Genomic DNA, 23,385 nt, shown 5'->3' with positions numbered 1-23,385 from the left:
AGGAATCTCATGATGATTGAAATGCCGCCGCTCAAATTCGCGCAGACGAATGGAATCCGCATGGGCTATTACGAGGCCGGCCCGGCCGAGGACAAGCCGCCGGTCGTGCTGTGTCACGGCTGGCCGGAGCTCGCCTTCTCCTGGCGCCACCAGATCAAGGCGCTGAGCGAGGCCGGCATCCGGGTGATCGCGCCGGACCAGCGCGGCTATGGCGCGACCGACCGGCCCGAGGCGGTCGAGGATTATGACATGGAGCATTTGACCGGCGATCTCGTCGGTCTGCTCGATCACCTGAACATCGACAAGGCGATCTTCGTCGGCCACGATTGGGGAGGCTTCGTCGTCTGGCAGATGCCGCTGCGGCATCTCGCGCGGGTCGCCGGAGTTGTCGGCGTCAACACGCCGCATTGGGACCGCGCTCCGGTCGATCCGATCGCGCTGTTCCGTCAGCGCTTCGGCGACCAGATGTATATCGTCCAATTCCAGGATCCCGCGCGCGAGCCGGACAGGATTTTTGGCAGTCGCGTCGAGCAGACCTTCGATGCCTTCATGCGCAAGCCGCTGCCGCGGCCTGCGGTCAGGCCGGAAGAGCCGCCGGTCGCGGGCGTCGGCGCATCGCCGAAAACCAACTTGGCGTTTCCGCAGATGATCGCGGCCTATGACGCCAAGGTGGATCCGCGCACGCCGATCCTGTCGGCGGAAGAGAAGAAGGTGTTCGTCGACACCTTCACGAAGACCGGCTTCACCGGCGGCATCAACTGGTATCGAAATTTTACGCGTAATTGGGAGCGCGCCAAGGGATTGGATCATCACATCCACGTCCCGTCGTTGATGATCATGGCCGAGAACGATGCCGTGCTGCCGCCCTCGGCGGCCGACGGCATGGAGAAGCTCGTGAGCGACCTCGAGAAGTATCTCGTCAAGGACAGCGGCCATTGGACGCAGCAGGAGAAGCCGGAAGAGGTCAGTGCCAAGCTGATCGAATGGCGTAGAAGGCGGTTTGGGTGAGGATCCAGTCGTCCGCGTAAGTCAGAAATCGCTCCGGGATGGGCCGAAGGACCGGGCCCGGAATCTCGAGATTCCGGGTTCGATGTCGTGCATCGCCCCGGAATGAGGGCAAGAGGGGGAAGCGCTTCAAATGTCATCCAAGAACCGTCTGGATCCGATCCCGCATCCGCCGACCAAGCCGGTGGTCGGCAACATGTTGTCGCTGGACTCGGCCGCCCCCGTGCAGAACCTGACGCGGCTTGCCAAGGAGCTGGGCCCGATCTTCTGGCTCGACATGATGGGTTCGCCGATCGTCGTCGTCTCCGGCCACGATCTGGTCGACGAACTGTCCGACGAGAAGCGCTTCGACAAGACGGTGCGCGGCGCGCTGCGGCGGGTGCGCGCGGTCGGCGGCGACGGCCTGTTCACGGCCGATACCCGCGAGCCGAACTGGAGCAAGGCGCACAACATCCTGCTGCAGCCGTTCGGCAACCGCGCCATGCAGTCCTATCACCCGAGCATGGTCGATATCGCCGAGCAGCTCGTCCAGAAATGGGAGCGGCTCAACGCCGACGACGAGATCGACGTCGTCCATGACATGACCGCGCTCACGCTGGACACGATCGGCCTGTGCGGCTTCGACTACCGCTTCAACTCGTTCTACCGGAGCGACTATCACCCCTACGTCGAGTCGCTGGTGCGCTCGCTCGAAACCATCATGATGACGCGCGGCCTGCCGTTCGAGCAGCTCTGGATGCAGAAGCGGCGCAAGACACTCGCCGAAGACGTCGCTTTCATGAACAAGATGGTCGACGAGATCATCGCCGAGCGGCGCAAGAGCGCGGAGGGGATTGACGACAAGAAGGACATGCTCGCGGCAATGATGACCGGCGTCGACCGCGTGACCGGCGAGCAGCTCGACGACATCAATATCCGCTACCAGATCAACACGTTCCTGATCGCGGGCCACGAGACCACCAGCGGCCTGTTGTCCTACACGCTCTATGCCCTGCTCAAGCATCCTGACATTCTCAAGAAGGCCTACGACGAGGTCGACCGCGTCTTCGGCCCCGACGTCAATGCGAAGCCGACCTATCAGCAGGTGACGCAACTCGCCTACATCACGCAAATCCTCAAAGAGGCGTTGCGGCTGTGGCCGCCCGCGCCCGCCTATGGCATCTCGCCGCTGAACGACGAGACCATCGGCGGCGGCAAGTACAAGCTCAGGAAGGGCACCTTCACCACGATCCTTGTGACGGCGCTGCATCGTGACCCCAGTGTTTGGGGGCCCAATCCCGATGCCTTCGATCCCGAGAATTTCAGCCGCGAGGCGGAGGCCAAGCGGCCGATCAATGCGTGGAAGCCGTTCGGCAACGGCCAGCGCGCCTGCATCGGCCGTGGCTTCGCCATGCACGAGGCTGCGCTCGCGCTCGGCATGATCCTCCAGCGCTTCAGGCTGATCGACCACCAGCGCTACCAGATGCATTTGAAGGAGACGCTGACGATGAAGCCGGAGGGCTTCAAGATCAGGGTGCGTCCGCGCGCCCATCGCGAGCGTGGCGCCTATGGCGGGCCCGTTGCCGCGGCGGTTTCGATTCCGAAGGCGCCGCGTCAGCCGACCGCGCGCCCGGGCCACAACACGCCGATGCTGGTACTGTACGGCTCCAATCTCGGCACCGCCGAGGAGCTGGCGACGCGCATGGCGGATTTGGCCGAGATCAACGGCTTTGCCGTGCATCTCGGGCCGCTCGACGACTATGTCGGCAAGCTGCCGCAGGAGGGTGGCGTTCTGATCATTTGTGCCTCCTACAATGGCGCGCCGCCGGACAATGCAACGCAGTTCGTCGAATGGCTCGGCAGCGATTTGCCGAAGGATGCCTTTGCTGGCGTGCGCTACGCCGTGTTCGGTTGCGGCAACAGCGATTGGGCCGCGACCTATCAATCGGTACCGCGCTTCATCGACGAGCAATTGTCGGCCCATGGTGCGCGCGCGGTGTATCCGCGCGGCGAGGGCGATGCACGCAGCGATCTCGATGGGCAGTTCCAGAAATGGTTTCCGGCGGCGGCCCAGGTCGCGACCAAGGAATTCGGCATCGACTGGAATTTCACCCGCACCGCCGAGGACGATCCGCTCTACGCGATCCAGCCGGTGGCGGTGACCGCCGTCAACACCATCGTCGCCCAGGGCGGCGCGGTGGCGATGAAGGTGCTGGTCAATGACGAGCTCCAGAACAAGAGTGGTCCCAATCCGTCGGAGCGCTCGACGCGCCACATCGAGGTGCAGTTGCCGTCCAACGTCGCCTATCGAGTCGGCGATCACCTCAGCGTCGTTCCGCGCAACGACCCGACACTAGTGGACTCGGTCGCTCGCCGTTTCGGCTTCCTGCCGGCTGACCAGATCAGGTTGCAGGTCGCCGAAGGTCGGCGTGCACAACTGCCGGTTGGTGAGGCCGTGTCGGTCGGCCGTCTGCTCAGCGAGTTCGTGGAGCTTCAGCAGGTCGCATCTCGCAAACAGATCCAGATCATGGCCGAGCACACTCGCTGCCCCGTGACCAAACCGAAGCTGCTCGCTTTCGTCGGCGAGGAGCCTGAAACGCTCGAGCGTTACCGCGCAGAGATTTTGACCAGGCGCAAATCGGTGTTCGATCTGCTGCTCGAATATCCCGCCTGCGAATTGCCGTTCCACGTGTATCTGGAGATGCTCTCGTTGCTGGCGCCGCGTTATTACTCGATCTCGTCATCGCCATCGGTCGATCCGGCGCGATGCAGCATCACGGTCGGCGTGGTCGAAGGGCCGGCGGCCTCCGGCCGCGGCACCTACAAGGGAATCTGCTCGAGCTACCTCGCCAATCGGCGCACCGGTGATGCGATCTACGCCACCGTGCGTGAGACCAAGGCCGGCTTTCGGCTCCCGGACGATCCCTCGGTGCCGATCATCATGATCGGCCCGGGAACTGGCTTGGCGCCATTCCGCGGCTTCCTCCAGGAGCGTGCCGCACGCAAGGCCAAAGGCGCCGCCCTCGGTCCGGCCATGCTGTTCTTCGGTTGCCGCCATCCCGACCAGGATTTTCTCTACGCGGACGAATTGAAGGCCACGGCGGTAAGCGGCATCGCCGAGCTCTTCACCGCGTTCTCGCGCGCCGATGGGCCGAAAACCTATGTGCAGCACGTGCTTGCCGCGCAGAAGGACAAGGTCTGGCCGCTGATCGAGCAGGGCGCGATCATCTATGTCTGCGGCGACGGCGGCAAGATGGAGCCGGACGTGAAGGCCGCACTGGTTGCGATCCAGCGCGAGAAGACCGGCAGCGATGCCGCCACGGCTGCGCGCTGGATCGAGGAGATGGGCGCGAAAAGCCGCTATGTGCTGGACGTCTGGGCGGGTGGGTGACGGCCCGCCCGATCGTGCTAAACGTCTGGCATGATTCCCTGGGAAAAGATCGAGATCGCCAAAATCCCCGGCTCCGACGAGGAACTCCGCCTGATGCGGCGGGGCAAGGAGTTTTCCATCAAGCTCGGCACCAACGAGCTGATGAACAATCGCCTGTCGGGCTCGGAAGCGGCCCTCGCGACGCTCGCGGCCAAGCAGATCGAGACCGTCGCAAAACCTGTGGTTCTCATCGGCGGCCTGGGCATGGGCTTTACGCTACGCGCGGCGCTCGCCGTGCTCGGCGCCAAGGCGAAGATCGTAGTCTCCGAACTCGTGCCTGCGGTGGTCGCCTGGGCACGAGGCCCGATGGCGGAAGTTTTCGGCGACAGTCTCGATGATGTCAGGGTGAGCATCCGGGAGAGTGACGTCGGCGAGATCATCCGGGCGCAGCGGTCCGCCTTCGATGCCATCCTCCTCGACGTCGACAACGGGCCGGAAGGGCTGACCCGCAAGAGCAATGACGCGCTCTACGATGCGAGCGGGCTTGCGGCGGCGAAGACGGCGCTGCGGCCGGGCGGGGTGCTCGCCGTCTGGTCTTCGGGACCCAACGCGGCCTTCACCAAGCGCCTCCGTCGTGCAGGCTTCGACGTCAACGAAATCAACGTCCGCGCCACCGGCAGAGGCGGCGGCGCGCGCCACGTGATCTGGATGGCGCGGAAGAACTAGGCCGCCTGCGCCGCCGCGCCGTGCGCATGCGTGTCGATGGCGCCGACGATCTCGGGCCAGAAGCGCATCGGCAGGGCGTGACCCATGCCTTCGATCATCAACAGCTTGGCATTCGGAATTGACGCCGCCGTGTCCTTGCCGCCTTCGGGATGGACCAGGGGATCGACCGTGCCATGGATCACCAGCGTCGGAGTCTTCACGCTATGCAGCCGTTCCTTGCGGCTGCCGGACGCAAGCACGGCGCGGAGTTGTCGGCCGACGCCGGCCGGATTGAGCCCGCGCGCGAACACGCGCTCCGCACGTTCCAGGTCCAGCGCTTCCTCTTCCGGAAACGACCCGGCGCGCAAGATCTTCCAGGTCTGGCCGTAGCGGACGATGAACTCCTCCTTGCTGCGCGGCGGCGGCGCCATCAGCATCGCGGCGGCTTCGCGCGTCGGCGGCGGTATACGCGGATTGCCCGTAGTCGACATGATCGATGTCAGCGAACGCACGCGGTGCGGAAACGACAGCGCCACCTCTTGTGCGATCATGCCTCCCATGGAGGCGCCGACCAGGTGCGCCGACTTGATGCCGAGCGCATCCATCAGGCCGACCGCGTCCTCGGCCATGTCGATCAGCTTGTAGGTTGCGGCCACGGGAATCCTGAGAAAGCGCAGCTTCAGCAGCTCGAGCGGCGTCAGGCGCTTGCCGCCCGTGAGATGGCTCGACTTGCCGATGTCGCGGTTGTCGAAGCGGATCACCCGGAAGCCGCGCCCGGCGAGTTGCTCGCAGAACGCATCGTCCCAGTGGATCATCTGCGCACCGAGCCCCATGATCAGCAGCAGCGGTTCGGCATTGTCGTTGCCGAAAATCTCGTAGCAGATGTCGATGCCATTGGCGCGGACGGTCTGGGGCGGCTGATGGGCGGTCACGGGTCCCTCCTGCTGGTCGATGCTGTATCGCACAGTTTCGTTCCGCGAAGAAGCCGCGAGCGCGATACCGCGCCCGCTGCTTGCCGGTTGACCGGCATCTCGCAACGGTGTGGTATGGCGAAAAGAGAAGGGTGCAAAGCCCTCCACATTGGGAGGACGCTATGACCGACAAGATCACGGATCCGGTCGCCTTGTGGCAGAAGATGGTCGGCGAGATGGAGAAGGGGTTCAACTCCGTCGCGACCAAGGCGATGGAGACGCCCGAATTCTCGCAAGCCGTGAACCGCGCCGGCGGCGTTGCTGCAGGTGCTCAGAAGCAGTTCGGCGATCTCATGGAGAAATATCTTCTCTCCATGAACCTGCCGAGCCGCGAGCAGATCACTGGTATCGCGGAGAGGCTTCAGTCGATTGAAGGCCAACTCGGCGAGATCAAGTCGATGCTGAACCAGATGTCGGCCAACTCGGGCGCGCAGCAGGGCGGCGCCGCTCCGCGTCCGCCGCGTACGAAACGTCCGCCGTCCGAAGGCGGAGACGAGACATGAACGCGCCGATGGGAGTTGACTTCGCCTCGATCCCGGAGCGCATCCAGTCCGAGGTGCAGCGCGCGATCCAGCGCAGCATCAAAGGCGTCGAATATCTCTCGACCTCGGGCCCGTCGCTCGGCTCGACGCCCAAGGACGTGCTACATTCGCGTGGCACCATGAACCTCTATCACTATCGGCCGATGTCGGACGAGATCTATCGCGTGCCGGTGCTGATCGTGATGGCGACCACCAACCGCGGCTACATCCTCGACCTCGTACCCGGCCAGAGCTTCATCGAGTTCCTGCTGAGGCGCGGCTACGACGTCTACATGCTGGACTGGACCGCGCCGCGTCCGGAGGAGAAGAGCCTGAGCATGGAGGACTATGTCCTCGATTTCATCCCGGATTGCGTCCGCCGTGTGCAAGCCGATTCCGGCGAGCAGGAGGTCTCCATCATCGGCTATTGCTTCGGCGGCGTGCTGTCGTTGCTCTACGGCTCGATCCACAAGGACGGGCCGATGAAGAATCTGATCTGCTTCACCACGCCGGTCGATTTCCGCGAGATGAAGCTGTTCTCGAATTTCTCCGACCGCCGCTATTTCGACGTCGATCGTCTCGTCGACAGCGTCGGCAACGTCCCGCCGGAAATGATCCTGTCCTCGTTCGAGATGCTGCGCCCGGCCTCCCGCACGGTGAGCCAGATCCAGCTTTGGGAGAACATCTGGAACGACGAGTTCGTCAAATCCTACCGCATGTTCGACCGCTGGGCGACGGACACGCTGCCGCTGGCCGGCGAATATTTCCGCACCATCACCAAGGACCTGATGTGGGACAACAAGCTGTTCAACGACACCATGTCGGTCGGCGGCCGTGCGGCGAAGCTCGAAGACATCAGGGTTCCGATCCTGCATGCAGTGGCCGAGCACGACCATATCGTGCCCTATGATGCCGCCAAGCACCTGATCTCCAGGATCGGCTCGGCGGACAAGGAAGAGGTGATCCTGAAAGGCGGGCACGTCTCTCTGGTCGCCGGCGCCAACGCAGTGAAACGGCTTTGGCCGAAGCTGGACTCCTGGCTGGGGAAGAGATCGACATGAATGAGCAGCGTTCCTATCCGCGTCAGGTCAAGAGCGACGCCGGCGATATCGAGATCCGCCTGATGTCGCCGGAGGACGAAGCTGCGGTGCTCACCTTCGGCAAGGGCCTGCCGACGCACGATCTCCTTTTCCTGCCACGCAACATCAGCGAGCCAAAAGTGCTCTCGGCCTGGGTCAAGGAGATCGAGCGCGGCGCGATTCAGAGCCTGCTCGCGGTAAGGGACGGCCGGGTCGTCGGCTGCGGCACGCTGGTGCGTGATCCACACTCCTGGTCGCCCCATGTCGGCGAGATCCGCATGGTGGTCTCGCCCGAAGTTCGCGGCAAGGGAGTGGGCAAGGCGCTGTCGCAGGAGACCTTTGCGCTCGCGCTCGGCGCCGGTCTGGAGAAGCTCTCGGTCCAGATGACCGTCGATCAGCAGCCGGCGATAGCCTTGTTCGAGAGCCTGGGCTTCAAGGCCGAGGCGCTCCTGCGCGACCATGTTCGGGATGTCGGTGGCAAGACCCACGACATCGTCGTGCTCGGGCACAACATCGCGCAGGTCCGGGCGCAGATGGAGGCCTATGGGCTGCCAGGCGCCGTTCAGCATTGAGCGGGCGATCGAGTCAATTCAGCCTTTTTCTTGCCCGCAGCCTGTCGAGGCAGCAAAGCGGCTCTTCCTTGCAGAATCTCACGACTTCGTGATGTCGCACTGCAACATTAATGTTGCGATGCACAATTAACCATGCCATATAGACCGTGCCCCGGGCCAATGCGGACGGGGTGAGCCCATAGCTCAAATCAATGAGGATGGAGAGAACCCCATGACCACCGAAACCAATACTGCCTTCGAGGGCTTCAAGGACGCTTTCAAGAACATCCAGAACCTGGAAGTTCCCGAGGCTGCTCGCGAATTCGTCAAGAAGACCGCCAACACTGCCAAGGACCGCGCTGCCGAGGTGTTCGCCGGCTCCGAGCGGGTGACCGCCGCCGTCGAGAACGCTGTGACCGAGACTGTCACCGAGGCCGGCAAGATCAGCCGCAACATCCAGCAGGCGATCTACGAGGACGCCGAGGCGTTCTTCTCGGGCATCGACAAGCTCGCGTCGGCGAAGTCGATCAGCGAGGCCGTCGAGATCCAGTCGAGCCTGCTCCGCGCCCGCGGCGAAGTGTTCGTCTCGCGTGCCAAGGCGACCGCCGACTATTTCGGCAAGCTCTCCGCCGACGGCGCGAAGTCCGCTCAGGACAATTTCGCCAAGGTCTACAGCAAGACCGCCTGATACGGCGCCTGAGTAGAAACTGAATTTGAGGCCCGCTTCGGCGGGCCTTTTGTTTTTGGCTTTATGTCGCCGTCATTGCGAGCGAAGCGAAGCAATCCGGATTGCTTCCACGGAAAGATTCTGGATTGCTTCGCTTCGCTCGCAATGACGAGTAGTGTGATGCAGCGATGACTCCACCCACCACCTTCTCCTTCGATACCCCCGGCGATGCCGCACGCGCGGCCGAGCTGCGCCGCGTGAAAGCGCTGGCGACGCTGGTGCTGGCCGCGACGCTGCTGCTCTTCATCGTCGCGAAATGGCTTCTCCCGGTGCATCCCGTGTTCGGCTTCGTCGCAGCCTTCGCGGAAGCCGCCACCATCGGTGGTCTCGCCGATTGGTATGCGGTAGTCGCGCTGTTCAAGCGGCCGCTCGGGCTGCCGATCCCGCACACGGCGATCATCCAGAGCAACCAGGCCCGCATCGCCGACAAGCTCGGCGAATTCATCCAGGTGCATTTCCTCGAAGCCGGTCCCGTCGAGGCCAAGCTGAAGGAAATCGATTTCGGCTCCTTCGTCGCGGACTGGCTCCGCGACCGCAAGCGCAGCGACGATCTCGCCCGCTTCGCGCTGCGTCTATTGCCCGAGGCGTTCTCGGCAACTGAGAGCTCCGGCCTGATGACCTTCATCATCCGCCGCATATCCACACAGCTCCAGGCGATCGACCTCGCGCCGCTCGTGGCCGGTACGCTCCGCGGCTTCGTCGCGGAGGGGCGGCACCAGATCCTGTTCGACGATCTCTTGCGCGTGATGCACGAGACGCTGAACCAGAAGGAAACGATGGCGATGATCCGCGAGAAGGTGCGTGCGGAGCTGCCGACCCTGCTCAGGCTCTATCGCGCCGACAAGTTTCTGGTGAACAAGATCGTTGCCTCCGCCACCGCGTTCTTCAACGAGGTGAGCAGCGATCCCAAGCATCCGTTCCGCGGCGAGTTCGATCGCATGGTGCTGAGCTTCGTCGATCGGCTCGGCACCGACCAAGCCTATATCGATCGGATCGCCGGTCTGAAGCGCGATCTGCTCGCGCGTCCAGAGCTTGCCGATCTGGCCCGCACCCTCTGGGCCAACACGCGCTCCTTCATCGAGCGCAGTGCGAGCGGTGAGACGCAGGTGCTCCAGCATCATCTCGCCGGCATGTTCGTCGCGGCCGGCGAGGCGCTGGCGGGGGATGCCGAGCTGCGCGGCGAGATCAACAAGGGCCTGGTGGCGGTGCTGCGCAGCTTCGTCGCCGACCAGAAGAGCGGCGTCTCGACCTTCATCTCCGACCAGGTCAAGGCGTGGAATATGACGCAGCTGATTTCGCTTATCGAGATCAACATCGGCCGGGACCTGCAATACATCCGCTTCAACGGTTCGCTGATCGGCGGTCTCGCCGGTCTCGCGCTCTATTCCGCAGAATTCCTGCTTCGATTGCTGTGATATTTGCGTCACGGCCGTTAGCATTAACGTGCTGGCCTATTGTCGCCCCGCGCCTCTCCGGCTTGAATGTCGGGAACCGGCCGCCTAGCTGATTCATGTTGCGATGCGGAACGTTCAAGAAGCCGGTGCATTGGAATTCATGCCCATTTGTCGGCCCCGCGGCCGGCGGCCTTTCCAGGAATTCTTCCCAAGGGGAAACATTCATGACCGCAACTGCCCAGACGCTGCGCCCGCCGTCCCGCACATTGATGTTTTTGGAGGGGCGCGCGATCCACGAGTTCGGCGCATTCCTCGGTGCACTGCCGCTTCTGAGCCTTACACCGCGCGGCGATGGGCATCCGGTGCTGGTGCTGCCGGGGCTGGTAGCCTCTGATGCGTCCACCCGTGCGCTGCGTACGTTTCTGACCAGCAAGGGCTATGCGGTGAGCGGCTGGCGCCAGGGGCGCAATTATGGCCTGCGCGAGGGCGTGCAGGACGCGATGGTCGATCTGGTCCAGGAGCTCAGCGACAAGCACGCGCGCAAGATCAGCCTGGTCGGCTGGAGCCTCGGCGGTCTCTATGCCCGACAGCTTGCCAAGATGATGCCGGAGCGCGTGCGCCAGGTGATCACGCTCGGCAGTCCCTTTGCCGGCGATCCGCGTTCGACCAACGCCTGGCGCGTCTATGAATGGGCCAGCGGCCGCAAGGCCGACGAGGTCGATCCGCATTTCGGCGGAGAGCTTGCCGCGCCGCCGCCGGTGCCGACCACCGCCATCTTCAGCCGCACCGACGGTGTCTGCGCCTGGGAGGGCTGCATGGAGAGAGCGGGCGCGCAGACCGAGAGCATCGAGGTGGAGAGCAGCCATTGCGGAATGGGCCATCATCCCGCCGTGGTCTATGCGGTGGCTGACCGGCTCGCGCAGAAGGAGGGGCAGTGGTGCCCATTCGATCGCAGCGGCTGGCGCAGCCTGGCGTATCCCGATCCTCATCGGTAGCTCCCACTTCGTCCAGCACGCAGGGAGAAGGGAAGAGGCGAGCCGCTCCCGTCCATTGTCGCAGCCACGCCAAACGCGCTATGCCTCGCGCATGGCGCATCCGCTCTCCCGCATCATCGACCAGCTCAAGCGCGAGCCGTCGCGCACCGGCTCCATCGTCATCACCGTGTTCGGCGACGCCATCGTGCCGCGCGGCGGCTCGGTGTGGCTGGGGACGCTGCTGGAATTCTTCGAAAGTCTGGATATCGATAGCGGCGTGGTCCGCACCGCGATGTCGCGGCTTGCTGCCGACGGCTGGCTGACGCGCGAAAAGGTAGGGCGAAACAGTTTCTATCGTCTGGCCGACAAGGGCAGGCAGACCTTTGAAGCCGCCACGCGCCACATCTACGATCCGCCGCCGTCGGACTGGACCGGTCGTTTCGAGCTGCTCCTGATCGGCAATGGCGAGGATCGCGACGCCTCGCGTGAGGCGCTGCGCAATGCCGGCTTCGGCAGTCCTCTGCCGGGCGTCTGGGTCGCGCCGTCGGGCGTGCCGGTCCCAGACGAGGCTGCGGGCGCCATCCGTCTCGAAGTCTCGGCGGAGGACGACAGCGGGCGTCGTCTGCTCAGCGCGAGCTGGCCGCTCGATCGCACCGCGGATGCGTACGTGAAATTCATGAAGACGTTCGAGCCGCTGCGCGCCGCGATTGCCCGCGGCACGGATTTGTCCGAGGCCGATGCCTTCACCGCGCGGATCCTGCTGATCCACTACTATCGCCGCGTCGTGCTGCGCGATCCGCTGCTGCCCGAGAGCCTGCTGCCGGCGGATTGGCCGGGAAAGGCGGCCCGCGCGCTCTGCGGCGAAATCTATCGTGCGCTCCTCGCTCCATCGGAACAATGGCTCGATGGCCATGGTACCAACGAGAAGGGGGCGTTGCCGGCGGCCCGGAAGCTCCTGGAACGAAGGTTCGATACTTGATCTTTATGTTACAGAAATATCTTGCATGAGGTGATTTCTGTTATATATTGGCTCCCAATAAATCGGGAGGATGCGCATGTATACCCAGGCGCTGAACACGGTCGAGACCGACGATCGCGGTCTCGAGGACGCGGCCAAGGCTGCTCAGTTCCAGGCCCGCATCGACGCCGAAGAGCGCATCGAGCCGAACGACTGGATGCCGGCGGCCTATCGCAAGACGCTCACCCGCCAGATCTCCCAGCACGCCCATTCTGAAATCGTCGGCATGCTGCCCGAGGGCAACTGGATTACCCGCGCACCGACACTGCGCCGAAAGGCCGCGCTGCTTGCCAAGGTGCAGGACGAGTGCGGCCACGGCCTCTATCTCTACGCGGCCGCAGAGACGCTCGGCGCCTCGCGCGAAGAGCTGGTCGACGCGATGCTAGCGGGCAAAGCCAAATATTCCTCCATATTCAACTATCCGACACTGACCTGGGCCGACATCGGCACGATCGGCTGGCTGGTCGACGGCGCCGCGATCATGAACCAGATCCCGCTGTGCCGCTGCTCCTACGGCCCCTATGCCCGCGCGATGATCCGCGTCTGCAAGGAGGAGTCGTTCCACCAGCGCCAGGGCTACGAAATCATGGTGACGCTGTGCCGGGGCTCGGACGAGCAGAAGGCGATGGCGCAGGACGCGCTGAACCGCTGGTGGTGGCCGGTGCTCATGATGTTCGGCCCGCCGGATGTTGCTAGCCAGCACAGCGACAGCTCGACGAGGTGGAAGATCAAACGCTTCTCCAATGACGAGCTGCGCCAGAAATTCGTCGATGCCACCGTGCCGCAGGCGCAATATCTCGGCCTCACCATTCCCGATCCCGGCATGACGCAGGATGCCGACGGACACTGGCGCTACAGCGAGATCGACTGGACCGAGTTTCAGCAGGTGCTCGCCGGCAACGGACCGTGCAACCGCGACCGCATGGCCGCGCGCCGCAAGGCGCATGAGGACGGTGCCTGGGTGCGCCAGGCGGCGGCCGCCTATGCCGCAAAGCGCGCGCGGCATCACTCCGCGCAAGCTGCCGAATAGGGAGATCACGATGGCCACGCCGAACACTCCGCTGTGGGAGGTCTTCATTCGCAGCCGCAACGGGCTCGCGCACAAGCATGTGGGATCGCTGCATGCCAGCGATGCGACCATGGCCCTGCAAGCCGCCCGCGACATCTACACCCGCCGCGGAGAGGGCCTGTCGATCTGGGTCGTGCCATCGAGCGCGATCACCGCGAGCGACCCCGCCGAGAAGGGCATGATGTTCGATCCGGCGGAGTCGAAGATCTACCGGCATCCGACGTTCTACGAGGTGCCGGAAGAAGTGGGGCACATGTGATGGCCGTCGCCAACGTCCAAGTCTCCGAAACACCGCTGGTGCTCTATACGCTGCGCCGCGCCGACGATGCGTTGATCCTCGGTCACAGGTTGTCGGAATGGTGCGGGCACGCCCCGATGCTGGAAGAGGACATGGCGCTCTCCAACGTCGCGCTCGATCTGATCGGCCAGGCGCGGGAATTGTACAGCTACGCCGCGAAGGTCGAAGGCAGGGACAACGACGAGGACAAGCTCGCGTATCTCCGCGACGTCAGGCAATATCGCAATCTGCTGCTGGTCGAGCAGCCGAATGGCGACTTTGCCCAGACGCTGGTGAGGCAGTTCTTCTATTCCGCCTTCGCCGACCTTTACTGGCGTGCCATGATGAGCTCGCGCGATACGACGCTTGCCGCCATTGCCGCCAAGTCGGAGAAGGAGAGCGCATATCACCTGCGCCACGCCTCGGAATGGATCATCAGGCTCGGGGACGGCACGGACGAAAGCCATCGACGGGCGCAAGCCGCGATCGATCATCTCTGGGCCTTCACCGGCGAGATGTTCTCGGTCGACGACGGCGAGCGCGCTCTGATCCAGGCCGGCATCGCCATTGATCCTGCGAGCTTGCGCGGTCGTTGGTTGACGACGCTGTCCGACGTCGCTGGCGAAGCGACACTTGAGCTGCCCCAAAGCGACTGGATGCAGCAGGGTGGTCGGTCCGGCCGGCACAGCGAGCATCTCGGCCACCTCCTGTCCGACCTGCAGTCGATGCAACGCACCTTCCCGGGGTTGACATGGTGAGCGTGCTGGAGCGCGACAGCGAGCTGCGCCGGCGGGCCTGGGACGCTGCGGCAAGCGTGGTCGATCCCGAAATCCCGGTGCTGACCATCGCCGATCTCGGCGTGTTGCGCGAGGTTGCAGTCGACGGCGATCATGTCGAGGTCGCGATCACGCCGACCTATTCGGGCTGTCCGGCCATGAACATGATCGCGCTCGAAATCGAGATCGCGCTGGAGCGCGCCGGCTTTCACCATCCCAGGGTGCGCACCGTGCTGTCACCGGCCTGGACGACGGACTGGATGAGCGAGGAGGGCCGCCGCAAGCTGCGCGTCTACGGCATTGCGCCGCCGCAGGCCTCAAGCTCGCGCCGCACGTTGTTCGGCGAACAGGCCGTCGAGTGTCCGCAATGCGGCTCGGACAAGACCGAGCTGTTGTCCGAATTCGGCTCCACGTCCTGCAAGGCGCTTTGGCGCTGCAAGGCCTGCCGCGAACCTTTCGATTATTTCAAGTGTCATTGACCATGTCCGTAGCCGCACCGCGCTTCCATCGCCTGGCCGTCAACGACCTCCGCCGCGAGGCATCCGACGCCGTCTCGATGACTTTCAGCATCCCCGGCGAACTCGCCGGCGATTACGCCTTCACGCCCGGCCAGTATCTCACGCTCCGCGCTACGCTTGACGGCGAGGAGGTACGCCGCTCCTATTCGATCTGCTCAGGCCCCGACGACGGCGAAATCCGCATCGCCGTGAAGAAGGTCGATGGCGGCGCGTTCTCGAGCTGGGCGGCGGACGAGCTGAAATGCGGCGATGAGCTCGACGTGATGACGCCGACCGGCCGCTTCGGCGTGGTTCCCCCGGCAGATAGCCCGCGCATCCATGTCGGCTTTGCCGCCGGCTCCGGCATTACGCCGATCCTGTCGATCGTAAAGGGCGTGCTTGCCCGCGAGTCGGACAGCCGCTTCTTCCTGTTCTACGGCAACCGCACCACCGACAACATCATGTTCCTCGAAGCGCTCGAGGAGCTCAAGGATCGCTTCATCGATCGCCTCTCGCTCTTCCACGTCATCTCCGGCGAGGAACAGGACATTCCGATCCTGCATGGCCGGCTCGATGGCGACAAGGTGAGGGTGCTGCTGCGCTCGCTGGTGCCGGCGGGGAGCGTCGATCACGTCTTCATCTGCGGCCCTCTTGGCATGAGCGAAGAGATCGAGGCGACCTGCCGCGATCTCGGCATCGCGGACGAACGCATCCACGTCGAGCGCTTCGTCTCCGAGTTCGGCGGTAAGCCGCGGCCCAGGAAAGCCGTTGCGCCCGACGCGCCGCCCAAGGCGATTGCGTCGCTGATCATCGACGGCAAGCGTCGCGACGTGCCGGTCGCCGAGGATGAGGCCATCCTCGATGCTGCACTACGTGCCGGGGTCGACCTGCCCTTCGCCTGCAAGGGCGGGATGTGCTCGACTTGCCGCGCCAAGCTGGTCGAGGGTGAGGCGCCGATGGACATCAACTATTCGCTGGAACCGTGGGAGTTGAAGGCCGGCTTCGTCCTGACCTGTCAGGCCAAGCCATCGTCGGAGCGTGTCGTGGTCGATTATGACCATGTCTGACCGGGCAGATCAGACCCGATGAATGCAAATGCGTCGCATTATTTGACAGCTTGAGCCAACCAGCAGAACATCATGTGCAATTATCTGGCCGGGAGAAGCTCGTGAACGTCAAAGCTGCCCTGTCGCCTGAGGATATTGCCCGCGCCTGCGCTGACGCCATGTGGGCGGAGGACGATGCGTCCAAGGGTCTCGGGATGGAGATCGTCGAGATCGGTCCCGGCTTCGCAACGCTTGCGATGACGGTGCGGCCGGACATGGTGAACGGCCAGCGCATCGCCCATGGCGGCTTCATCTTCACCCTCGCCGACTCCGCCTTCGCGTTCGCCTGCAACTCGCACAATGAACGCGTGGTCGCGGCGCAGGGGCAGATCACCTTCATCAAGCCGGGCAAGCTCGGCGACCGCCTCATTGCGAATGCGCGGGAGATCACCCGCGGCGGCCGCTCCGGCATCTACGATGTGCGTGTGACCGTGGGCGACATCGTCATCGCGGAATTCCGCGGGCATTCGCGCGTCATTCCCGGCACGTGGCTGCCAGCGCAAGATCAATAAGAGACAAACAAAGCAAAAGAACCGATCGATGTGGGGAAACGAGGATGGCTCTGACGAGGCTCAAGGAAGGTGCCAGTAGCTATAGCGCCGAAATGGACGCGCATGAGCGCGCCTCCCGCGACGAGATCATGGCGCTGCAGAAGCAGCGGCTGGCCTGGTCGCTGAAGCACGCTTACGAGAACGTCGCGCACTATCGCACGGCCTTCGACAAGGCCGGCGTGCATCCGTCCGACTTTCGCGAGCTGTCCGATCTCGCAAAGTTTCCGTTCACGGCGAAGACTGACCTGCGCGACAACTATCCCTTCAACATGTTCGCCGTGCCGCGCGAAAAGCTGGTGCGCGTGCATGCCTCGTCGGGCACCACGGGCAAGCCGATCGTCGTTGGTTACACCCAGCGCGATATCGATACATGGTCGGAGGTGATGGCGCGGTCGATCCGCGCCGCCGGCGGGCGCACCGGCATGATCATCCATAACGCCTATGGCTACGGGCTCTTCACCGGCGGGTTGGGAGTGCATTACGGCGCCGAGAAGCTCGGCTGCACCGTGGTGCCGATCTCCGGCGGCATGACCGAACGGCAGGTGCAGCTCATCAACGACTTCCGTCCTGACATCATCACGGTGACGCCGAGCTACATGCTGGCGATCCTCGACGAGTTCAAGCGCCAGAAGCTCGACCCGCGCCAGAGCTCGCTCAAGGTCGGCATCTTCGGAGCCGAGCCCTGGACCAATGCGATGCGCGGCGAGATCGAGGAAACGTTCGACATGGACGCGACCGACATCTACGGTCTCTCCGAGGTGATCGGCCCGGGCGTCGCGCAGGAATGCATCGAGACCAAGGACGGCCTGCACATCTGGGAGGACCATTTCTACCCCGAGGTGGTCGACCCCGAGACCGGCGCGGTGCTGCCGGACGGCGAGAAAGGCGAGCTCGTCTTTACCTCACTCACCAAGGAAGCCTTTCCGGTGATCCGCTATCGCACCCGCGATTTGACGCGGCTTTTGCCCGGCACGGCGCGGCCCGGCATGCGGCGGATGGAGAAGGTGACCGGCCGCTCGGACGACATGATCATCCTGCGCGGCGTCAACCTGTTTCCGACCCAGATCGAGGAGGTGTTGCTCGCGACCGACTGGTGCGGCGGGCACTTCATCCTCGAACTCACCCGCGAAGGCCGCATGGACGAGCTGACCATCATCGCGGAGGCGCGGCCCGAGAGCTGGGACGGCCGGGGTCTGGTCGACCATGCCGACCGGATCTCGACCCACATCAAGAACACGATCGGAATCAGCTCCAGGGTGCAAGTGGTTGCGCCCGCCACGCTGGAACGTTCGCTCGGCAAGGCCAAGCGGCTCTACGACAAGCGGCCCAAGGATTGACTTGACCGCGCCCAGAGGCGACAAGGCCCGCGAGAAATCGCGGGTCTTTTTCATGTCGTCAACCGATGCCAAAACCGTCGAAGCGCGGTGTGTACGCCTTACCTCGAAAGCTGAAAACGCCGCCGCGCTTGCGCCAGTCGTGGAGCGCCAGATGCTCACGCGCGGTCCGAAAGATGTGCTGATCGAGGTGAGAGCCGCGGCCGTCAATCCATCGGACGTCAAGGCTGCGACCGGGCTGATGCCGTATGCCGTGTTTCCCCGGACCCCCGGCCGCGACTACGCGGGCGTGGTGATCGATGGGCCAGCGGGCACGGTCGGACGCGAAGTGTTCGGCTCCTCCGGCGATCTCGGTATCCGTCGTGACGGCACCCATGCCTCCCATCTCATGGTCGAGGCTGATGCCGTCGTGGAGAAACCGAAGACGGTGTCCTGGGAGGAGGCCGCCGGCATCGGCGTGCCCTTCGTGACCGCGATGGAAGGCTTTCGCCGCTCCGGCCTGCCGAAGAGCGGCGAGACCGTGCTGGTGTTCGGCGTCAACGGCAAGGTCGGACAGGCTGCGGTCCAGATCGCGACCTGGCAGGGCGCGCACGTCGTCGGCGTGGTGCGCAGGACTGAAGCCTATGAGGGGCATAGCAGCGCGCCGGTCGAGGTGATCGACGCATCCGCTACCGATGTTGCCACGCGTGTACGCGAATTGACCGGCGGGAAGGGCGCGGACATCGTCTTCAACACGGTCGGCGATCCCTACTTCCAGGCTGCGCACAGATCGCTTGCGCTGCGCGGCCGCCAGATCCTGATCGCCACGATCGACCGCATCGTGCAGTTCAACATCCTCGAATTCTATCGCGGCCAGCACACCTATGTCGGCATCGACACGCTCGGCCTGTCGTCGGCCGCTACAGGCGCGGTGCTGCGCGACCTTGGTCCGGGCTTTGCGAGCGGACATCTGAAGCCGTTTCCGATCAAGGCGAGCGCCGTCTATCCGCTCGAGCGCGCCAAGGAGGCCTATGTGGCCGTCGCTGGTTCGTCCCGCGACCGAGTCGTCCTGAAGCCGTAACACACGGTCATTTGCGAGCCGCCGGGTCCGCGCGCGGACCGATGACGGGCACTGCGAAGCAATCCCGAAATGCATCCACGGACTGGATTGCTTCGCTGCGCTTGCAATCGGAGAACGTCGAGAGATCTGAGAACAATCGATGGAATCTGCACAACTCGTCATCCTCGCCGGTCTCGTCATCGGGCTCGTCTACGGCACTGTCGGCTTGCTCAGCGGTTTCTGCCTGATGAGCAGCATGCGGGGCTTTCTGGTGGAGGGGGACGGGCGGCTGGTGCGCAGCTATGCGCTGGCGATGGCCGTTGCGATCGCTGTGAGCCAGTTCCTTGCCGGTAGCGGTATGGTCGATCTCGGCAGGTCGATCTACCTGCAGCAGGCATTCTCGGTGCCTGTGCTGTTCCTCGGTGGCCTGCTGTTCGGCTACGGCATGGTGCTGTCGAACGGCTGCGGCTCGCGGGCGCTGGTATTGCTCGGCCGCGGCAATCTCCGTTCCTCCGTCGTCGTGATCGTGCTCGCCATTGCCGCGCAGATGACGCTGAAGGGCCTGATTGCGCCGGCACGTATCGCACTGGTTCAGGCGTCGCAAACGACCCTCAGCGCAAATTCGCTGCCGTCCTTGCTGGTGATGCTCGGTCTCACGGAATCGCTTTCGCGCGCGTTTGCCGCCGCCACGACGGTCGTCGCGCTGGTCCTGTTCGCTTTCGTGCACCCGGCGTTTCGTCGTTCGCCGGGGCAGATCGCGGCAGGTGTCATTGTGGGCGTGCTCGTTGCCGCCGGCTGGTTCGTCACCGGCTATCTCGGCGCCGACGACTTCAATCCCGTCCCGGTGACCTCGCTCACTTTCGTCGCGCCGATCGCGGACGCCTTGCAATACGCCATGCTGTCGACCGGGCTGACACTCAACTTCGGCATCGCGACGGTGGCCGGCGTCTTTGCCGGCAGCCTTGCGGCGGCGATCGCGACAGGCCGCTTCAAGCTTGAAGGCTATTCCTCGCCGCGCCACATGCTGCGCTCGGGCAGCGGCGCGGCGCTGATGGGCGTCGGCGGCGTGATGGCGTTCGGCTGCTCGATCGGGCAGGGGCTGACTGGCGTATCGACGCTTGCGTTGGGCTCGTTCGTGGCGCTCGCCGGCATCCTGCTCGGCACCACGGCGGGCTTGCGTGGTGCGCTGCGGGTGCATCCTCTCGAGACGACAAGAGAGGCGGGCTCGCCGGCGGCTTGAAGCTACTCCACCGCCTTCGTCACGATGCGGATCTCCGACGTCAGCGTCCGGTGCACCGGGCACTTGTCGGCGATCTCCATCAGCTTCTTGCGCTGCTCGGCATCGAGGACGCCGTCCATCGTGATGTCGCGCTCGATCTGGTCGAGCATGCCCTCGCGCGTCTCGCATTCTTCGCAGTCTTTTGCGTAGATCTTGGAATGCCTCAGCGTGACGGTCACGCGCTCGAGCGGCAATGACTTGCGATCGGCATAGAGGCGCATGGTCATGGAGGTGCAGGCGCCGAGGCCGGCGAGCAGGAAGTCATACGGGCCAGGGCCGGCATCTGCGCCGCCTGCCGCAACGGGTTCGTCTGCCACCAGATGGTGCGGGCCGACGGTGATGATCTGGTCGAACTTGCTCTTGCGGGTCTCCTGCACCACGACCTTTCGCGGCTCCTCGAGTAGATCCATCGCCTTTGCGGGCTTTGCTGCGTCAACGTAACGGCTCGCCCAGGCCGCGATCACGTCGGCCGCGTAAAGCGCGTCGGTGGGCTTCGTCAGCAGATGATCGGCATGATCGAGCGAGACGAAGCTCTTGGGATGCTTCGCCGCAACGAAAATCTTCGTCGCATTGTCGATGCCGACGGTGTCATCGACCGGCGAATGCATCACCAGCAGTGCCTTGTGCAGGCCGGCGACGTCCTTCATCAGCTCGTGCTCGGCGACGTCGTCGAGGAATTCACGCCTGATCCGGAACGGACGTCCCGCGAGCGAGACTTCGACTTCACCCTGGGTGCGGATCTTGTCGACATGCTCCTTGAACAGGCCGGTGACGTGGGCGGGATCGGACGGCGCCGCGATGGCCACGACCGCCTTGGCTTCGGGGATCTGTCCTGCTGCCGCCAGGATCGCGGCACCGCCGAGGCTGTGGCCGATCAGAATCGACGGCGCCTTGCGGGCTTTGCGCAGATGATCGGCCGCCAGGACGAGATCGGCGACGTTGGAGGAAAACGTCGAATTGGCGAAGTCGCCTTCACTGGAGCCGAGCCCGGTGAAATCGAAGCGCAGCACCGCGATCCCTCTGGCCGCCAGTGCCACTGAAATCCGCTTCGCCGCCAGCGTATCCTTGCCGCATGTGAAGCAGTGCGCGAACAGCGCATAGGCAGCAGGCTCTGCGTCCGGCAGCTCCAGCGCGGCCGAGAGCTGATGGCCGCCTTCTCCGGTGAATTGAAAGCGTTCCGTCGGCATGGCTTTCCCCGTCCTTGCTTGAACCTAATCGCCCGAATAGCGCTGTTCGGCCCAGGGATCGCCGCGGTTATGATAGCCGCGGACTTCCCAGAAGCCCGGCGCGTCCTCGGTCAGGAATTCGATGGCTTGGAGCCATTTGGCGCTCTTCCAGAAATACAGATGCGGCACGACCAGCCGCACCGGGCCCCCATGCTCCTCGCTCAGCGGCTTGCCCGACCAGCTATGGGCGAGCAGAGCGTCCTCGGCGGCAAAGTCTTCCAGCGCGAGATTCGTGGTGTAGCCGTCATAGGAATGCAGCACGACGAAGCGCGCATCTTCGCGCGGCCGGCAGGCCGCGAGCAGCTCACGCGTCGCAAGCCCTTCCCACTCGTTGTCATGGCGCGACCAGGTCGTCACGCAATGGATGTCGGAGGTGAACCGCTCCTGCTTCTGTGCGGTGAATTCGTCGAAGGTCCAGAACACGGGGGTCTCGACTGCACCATAGACGTCGAGCCGCCAGCGCTCCTGCGACACCGGCGGAACGACCCCGAGATCGAGCACAGGCCAATCCTTGGTGAGGTGCTGGCCGGGCGGCAGGCGCTGATCTTGCGGACGCGTTATCTTGCCGGTGAGAAACCGGCCCTCACGCGCCCACTTCTCCTTGGTGCGTGTCAGCTTGCTGTCGGATGGCTCGTTGTCGTCAGCCATGGCCGTCCGGCGTCTCCGTACTCGTGTCGAAAGGCCTACATCGCCTTTCCCAGCAAAAATGGCAACTGCCGGGGACCTCTCACTGTGCCCTGCGACCAGGTCACTGTGCCCGCCGGATCGAGGCGGAAGTCCGGGATCCGCTTCAACCATTCCTCCAGCGCAACCTGCATTTCCATTCGCGCAAGGTTGGAACCGACGCAGCGATGGATACCGAGGCCGAAGGCGGCGTGGCGGTTCTCGCGCCTGTCGATCACGACTTTGTCAGCATCCGGAAACATCCCGGGGTCGCGGTTGGCGGCTGGGAAGGACAGCAGCACCATGTTGCCCGGCTTGACAGGACAGCCCGAAACCGTTGTCTCCTTGACCACCTCGCGCGCCATCGTTACCGGCGAATAGGCGCGCAGCAGCTCCTCCACGGCGGTCGGGATCAGCCCGGGCTCGGCGATCAGCCGCGCGCGGTCGGTCGGATTATTGGCAAGATGCCAGAGGGAGGAGCCGATCGCGCTCCAGGTGGTGTCGATGCCGGCGATCAGCAGCAGGCGCAGTGAGCCCAGCACGTGGGAGTCCTCCAGCGGATTGCCGTCCTTGTTCCTGGCATTCATCAGATAGGAGATCAGGTCATCGGTGGGCTTGTTCTTGCGCGCTTCGATGTGGCCGCTGAAATAGGCGGTCATCTCCTGCACGGCCTGGAGCAGCTTGCTCTCGTCCTTGATGCCGAGCTCGAGGATCATGTGGATCCAGTTGATGAAGCGATCGCTGTCGCTCTCGGGGATTCCGAGCATGTGCGCGATCGCCCGAACCGGGATGTATTTGCTGTAGCGTGCGGCAGCATCGACCTTGCCGTCGGCGATGAACTCGTCGATCAGCTCGTTGCAGATGGCGCGGACCCGCGGCTCGAGCTTCTTCATCGCATCCGGCGTGAAGGGCGGCAGCAGCAATTGCTTGGCCGGCTTGTGCTCGGGCGGATCGGAGGTGATCGGCGGCGCCGCGTTCCTAGCGACCTCGGGGCGCACATCGCGAACGATGATGCGGCGTGAGGAGAAGTGCTCGGTGTCGTTGGCGATCTCGCGCACGGCTTCATAGGTCGTCGGCAGGTAGCAGCCGAGGAACCGTTTCGTGTGCACCACGGGACTTGCGGCGCGCAGCTCGTCCCAGATCGGGAAGGGGTCCTCCGTCCATTGCGGATCGGTGTGGTCGAAATCATGGACCCAGTCGGTCACGGTCGGATGGGCGGCGGGCTGATTGACGTCGGACATGGCAGGGAATCCCTTGGCTCGTGTTCGCTGAAA

The 23,385-nt window shown here is 64.2% G+C and carries 23 protein-coding genes; 19 read left to right on the top strand and 4 right to left on the bottom strand.

All coding sequences use genetic code 11. From position 1 onward, the window contains the following. Positions 1–12 precede the first annotated feature (12 nt). The 3 genes from ACYCVF_RS35175 to ACYCVF_RS35165 all read left to right on the top strand — a co-directional run bounded on the left by ACYCVF_RS35175 (position 13) and on the right by ACYCVF_RS35165 (position 5,080). Entirely contained in the window at positions 13–1,008 is a 996-nt protein-coding gene (locus ACYCVF_RS35175; protein ID WP_459604710.1) for an alpha/beta fold hydrolase, read from the top strand. Positions 1,009–1,138: 130 nt separating this feature from the next. Continuing rightward, positions 1,139–4,375 carry a bifunctional cytochrome P450/NADPH--P450 reductase gene (locus tag ACYCVF_RS35170; RefSeq protein ID WP_459604679.1) on the top strand — a complete coding sequence of 1,079 codons (3,237 nt, stop codon included), beginning with the start codon at positions 1,139–1,141 and terminating at the stop codon, positions 4,373–4,375. A gap of 30 nt (positions 4,376–4,405) precedes the next feature. After that, on the top strand, positions 4,406–5,080 hold the full coding sequence (locus ACYCVF_RS35165; protein WP_459604678.1) for a polyamine aminopropyltransferase: 675 nt from the start codon (positions 4,406–4,408) through the stop codon (positions 5,078–5,080). Here ACYCVF_RS35165 and ACYCVF_RS35160 read toward each other — a convergent pair. After that, on the bottom strand, positions 5,077–5,991 hold the full coding sequence (locus tag ACYCVF_RS35160) for an alpha/beta fold hydrolase (RefSeq protein ID WP_459604677.1): 915 nt from the start codon (positions 5,989–5,991) through the stop codon (positions 5,077–5,079). The two genes, ACYCVF_RS35165 and ACYCVF_RS35160, sit on opposite strands and share 4 nt — an antisense overlap. A 161-nt stretch (positions 5,992–6,152) precedes the next feature. On the opposite strand from ACYCVF_RS35160, the gene ACYCVF_RS35155 reads away from it, so the two are divergent. The 16 genes from ACYCVF_RS35155 to ACYCVF_RS35080 all read left to right on the top strand — a co-directional run bounded on the left by ACYCVF_RS35155 (position 6,153) and on the right by ACYCVF_RS35080 (position 20,183). Continuing rightward, entirely contained in the window at positions 6,153–6,533 is a 381-nt protein-coding gene (locus tag ACYCVF_RS35155; protein ID WP_459604676.1) for a hypothetical protein, read from the top strand. Continuing rightward, on the top strand, positions 6,530–7,612 hold the full coding sequence (locus tag ACYCVF_RS35150) for a PHA/PHB synthase family protein (RefSeq protein WP_459604675.1): 1,083 nt from the start codon (positions 6,530–6,532) through the stop codon (positions 7,610–7,612). The genes ACYCVF_RS35155 and ACYCVF_RS35150 overlap by 4 nt, the downstream gene beginning before the upstream one ends. Then, positions 7,609–8,202, top strand: coding sequence for an N-acetyltransferase family protein (locus tag ACYCVF_RS35145; RefSeq protein WP_459604674.1), 594 nt, complete (start codon positions 7,609–7,611; stop codon positions 8,200–8,202). The genes ACYCVF_RS35150 and ACYCVF_RS35145 overlap by 4 nt, the downstream gene beginning before the upstream one ends. Positions 8,203–8,413: 211 nt before the next feature. Continuing rightward, positions 8,414–8,869, top strand: a complete 456-nt coding sequence (locus ACYCVF_RS35140; protein ID WP_459604673.1) for a phasin — start codon at positions 8,414–8,416, stop codon at positions 8,867–8,869. 167 nt (positions 8,870–9,036) lie between these two features. Next, positions 9,037–10,323 carry a DUF445 domain-containing protein gene (locus ACYCVF_RS35135; protein ID WP_459604672.1) on the top strand — a complete coding sequence of 429 codons (1,287 nt, stop codon included), beginning with the start codon at positions 9,037–9,039 and terminating at the stop codon, positions 10,321–10,323. Positions 10,324–10,526: 203 nt separating this feature from the next. Further along, positions 10,527–11,297, top strand: a complete 771-nt coding sequence (locus tag ACYCVF_RS35130) for an alpha/beta hydrolase family protein (protein WP_459604671.1) — start codon at positions 10,527–10,529, stop codon at positions 11,295–11,297. A gap of 91 nt (positions 11,298–11,388) precedes the next feature. Further along, a complete protein-coding gene (gene paaX / locus ACYCVF_RS35125) occupies positions 11,389–12,255 on the top strand; it encodes a phenylacetic acid degradation operon negative regulatory protein PaaX (protein WP_459604670.1) in 867 nt (288 codons plus the stop codon). Between the two features lie 76 nt (positions 12,256–12,331). Then, complete coding sequence (gene paaA, locus ACYCVF_RS35120; RefSeq protein ID WP_459604669.1) at positions 12,332–13,324, top strand: 1,2-phenylacetyl-CoA epoxidase subunit PaaA; 993 nt, start codon at positions 12,332–12,334, stop codon at positions 13,322–13,324. A 10-nt stretch (positions 13,325–13,334) separates the two neighbouring features. Further along, positions 13,335–13,622: a 1,2-phenylacetyl-CoA epoxidase subunit PaaB gene (paaB, locus tag ACYCVF_RS35115; protein ID WP_459604668.1), complete on the top strand. Its 288-nt coding sequence runs from the start codon at positions 13,335–13,337 to the stop codon at positions 13,620–13,622. Beyond that, entirely contained in the window at positions 13,622–14,398 is a 777-nt protein-coding gene (paaC, locus tag ACYCVF_RS35110; protein ID WP_459604667.1) for a 1,2-phenylacetyl-CoA epoxidase subunit PaaC, read from the top strand. The genes paaB and paaC overlap by 1 nt, the downstream gene beginning before the upstream one ends. After that, positions 14,392–14,895, top strand: coding sequence for a 1,2-phenylacetyl-CoA epoxidase subunit PaaD (gene paaD, locus ACYCVF_RS35105; protein ID WP_459604666.1), 504 nt, complete (start codon positions 14,392–14,394; stop codon positions 14,893–14,895). The genes paaC and paaD overlap by 7 nt, the downstream gene beginning before the upstream one ends. Positions 14,896–14,897: 2 nt before the next feature. After that, complete coding sequence (gene paaE / locus ACYCVF_RS35100) at positions 14,898–15,980, top strand: 1,2-phenylacetyl-CoA epoxidase subunit PaaE (RefSeq protein WP_459604665.1); 1,083 nt, start codon at positions 14,898–14,900, stop codon at positions 15,978–15,980. A gap of 101 nt (positions 15,981–16,081) precedes the next feature. Continuing rightward, positions 16,082–16,531 (top strand): hydroxyphenylacetyl-CoA thioesterase PaaI, encoded by a 450-nt coding sequence (gene paaI, locus ACYCVF_RS35095; RefSeq protein ID WP_459604664.1) that lies wholly within the window; start codon positions 16,082–16,084, stop codon positions 16,529–16,531. Between the two features lie 44 nt (positions 16,532–16,575). Further along, positions 16,576–17,907, top strand: coding sequence for a phenylacetate--CoA ligase PaaK (gene paaK, locus ACYCVF_RS35090; RefSeq protein ID WP_459604663.1), 1,332 nt, complete (start codon positions 16,576–16,578; stop codon positions 17,905–17,907). 52 nt (positions 17,908–17,959) lie between these two features. Continuing rightward, a complete protein-coding gene (locus ACYCVF_RS35085; protein ID WP_459604709.1) occupies positions 17,960–18,964 on the top strand; it encodes a quinone oxidoreductase family protein in 1,005 nt (334 codons plus the stop codon). 139 nt (positions 18,965–19,103) lie between these two features. After that, on the top strand, positions 19,104–20,183 hold the full coding sequence (locus ACYCVF_RS35080; RefSeq protein WP_459604662.1) for a YeeE/YedE family protein: 1,080 nt from the start codon (positions 19,104–19,106) through the stop codon (positions 20,181–20,183). Positions 20,184–20,185: 2 nt separating this feature from the next. Here ACYCVF_RS35080 and ACYCVF_RS35075 read toward each other — a convergent pair whose 3' ends face one another. From ACYCVF_RS35075 to ACYCVF_RS35065, 3 genes are read right to left on the bottom strand one after another with little or no spacing between them, the layout of a single operon-like run. Continuing rightward, positions 20,186–21,409: a bifunctional alpha/beta hydrolase/OsmC family protein gene (locus ACYCVF_RS35075; protein ID WP_459604661.1), complete on the bottom strand. Its 1,224-nt coding sequence runs from the start codon at positions 21,407–21,409 to the stop codon at positions 20,186–20,188. Between the two features lie 24 nt (positions 21,410–21,433). Further along, complete coding sequence (locus ACYCVF_RS35070; RefSeq protein ID WP_459604660.1) at positions 21,434–22,096, bottom strand: sulfite oxidase-like oxidoreductase; 663 nt, start codon at positions 22,094–22,096, stop codon at positions 21,434–21,436. A 35-nt stretch (positions 22,097–22,131) separates the two neighbouring features. Continuing rightward, complete coding sequence (locus ACYCVF_RS35065) at positions 22,132–23,352, bottom strand: cytochrome P450 (RefSeq protein WP_459604659.1); 1,221 nt, start codon at positions 23,350–23,352, stop codon at positions 22,132–22,134. Positions 23,353–23,385 lie beyond the last annotated feature (33 nt).

It is taken from the genome of Bradyrhizobium cedriense (assembly GCF_054602315.1).
Note: the sequence above shows the minus strand (reverse complement) of the source record. Positions and strands in the feature narration are given on the sequence as shown.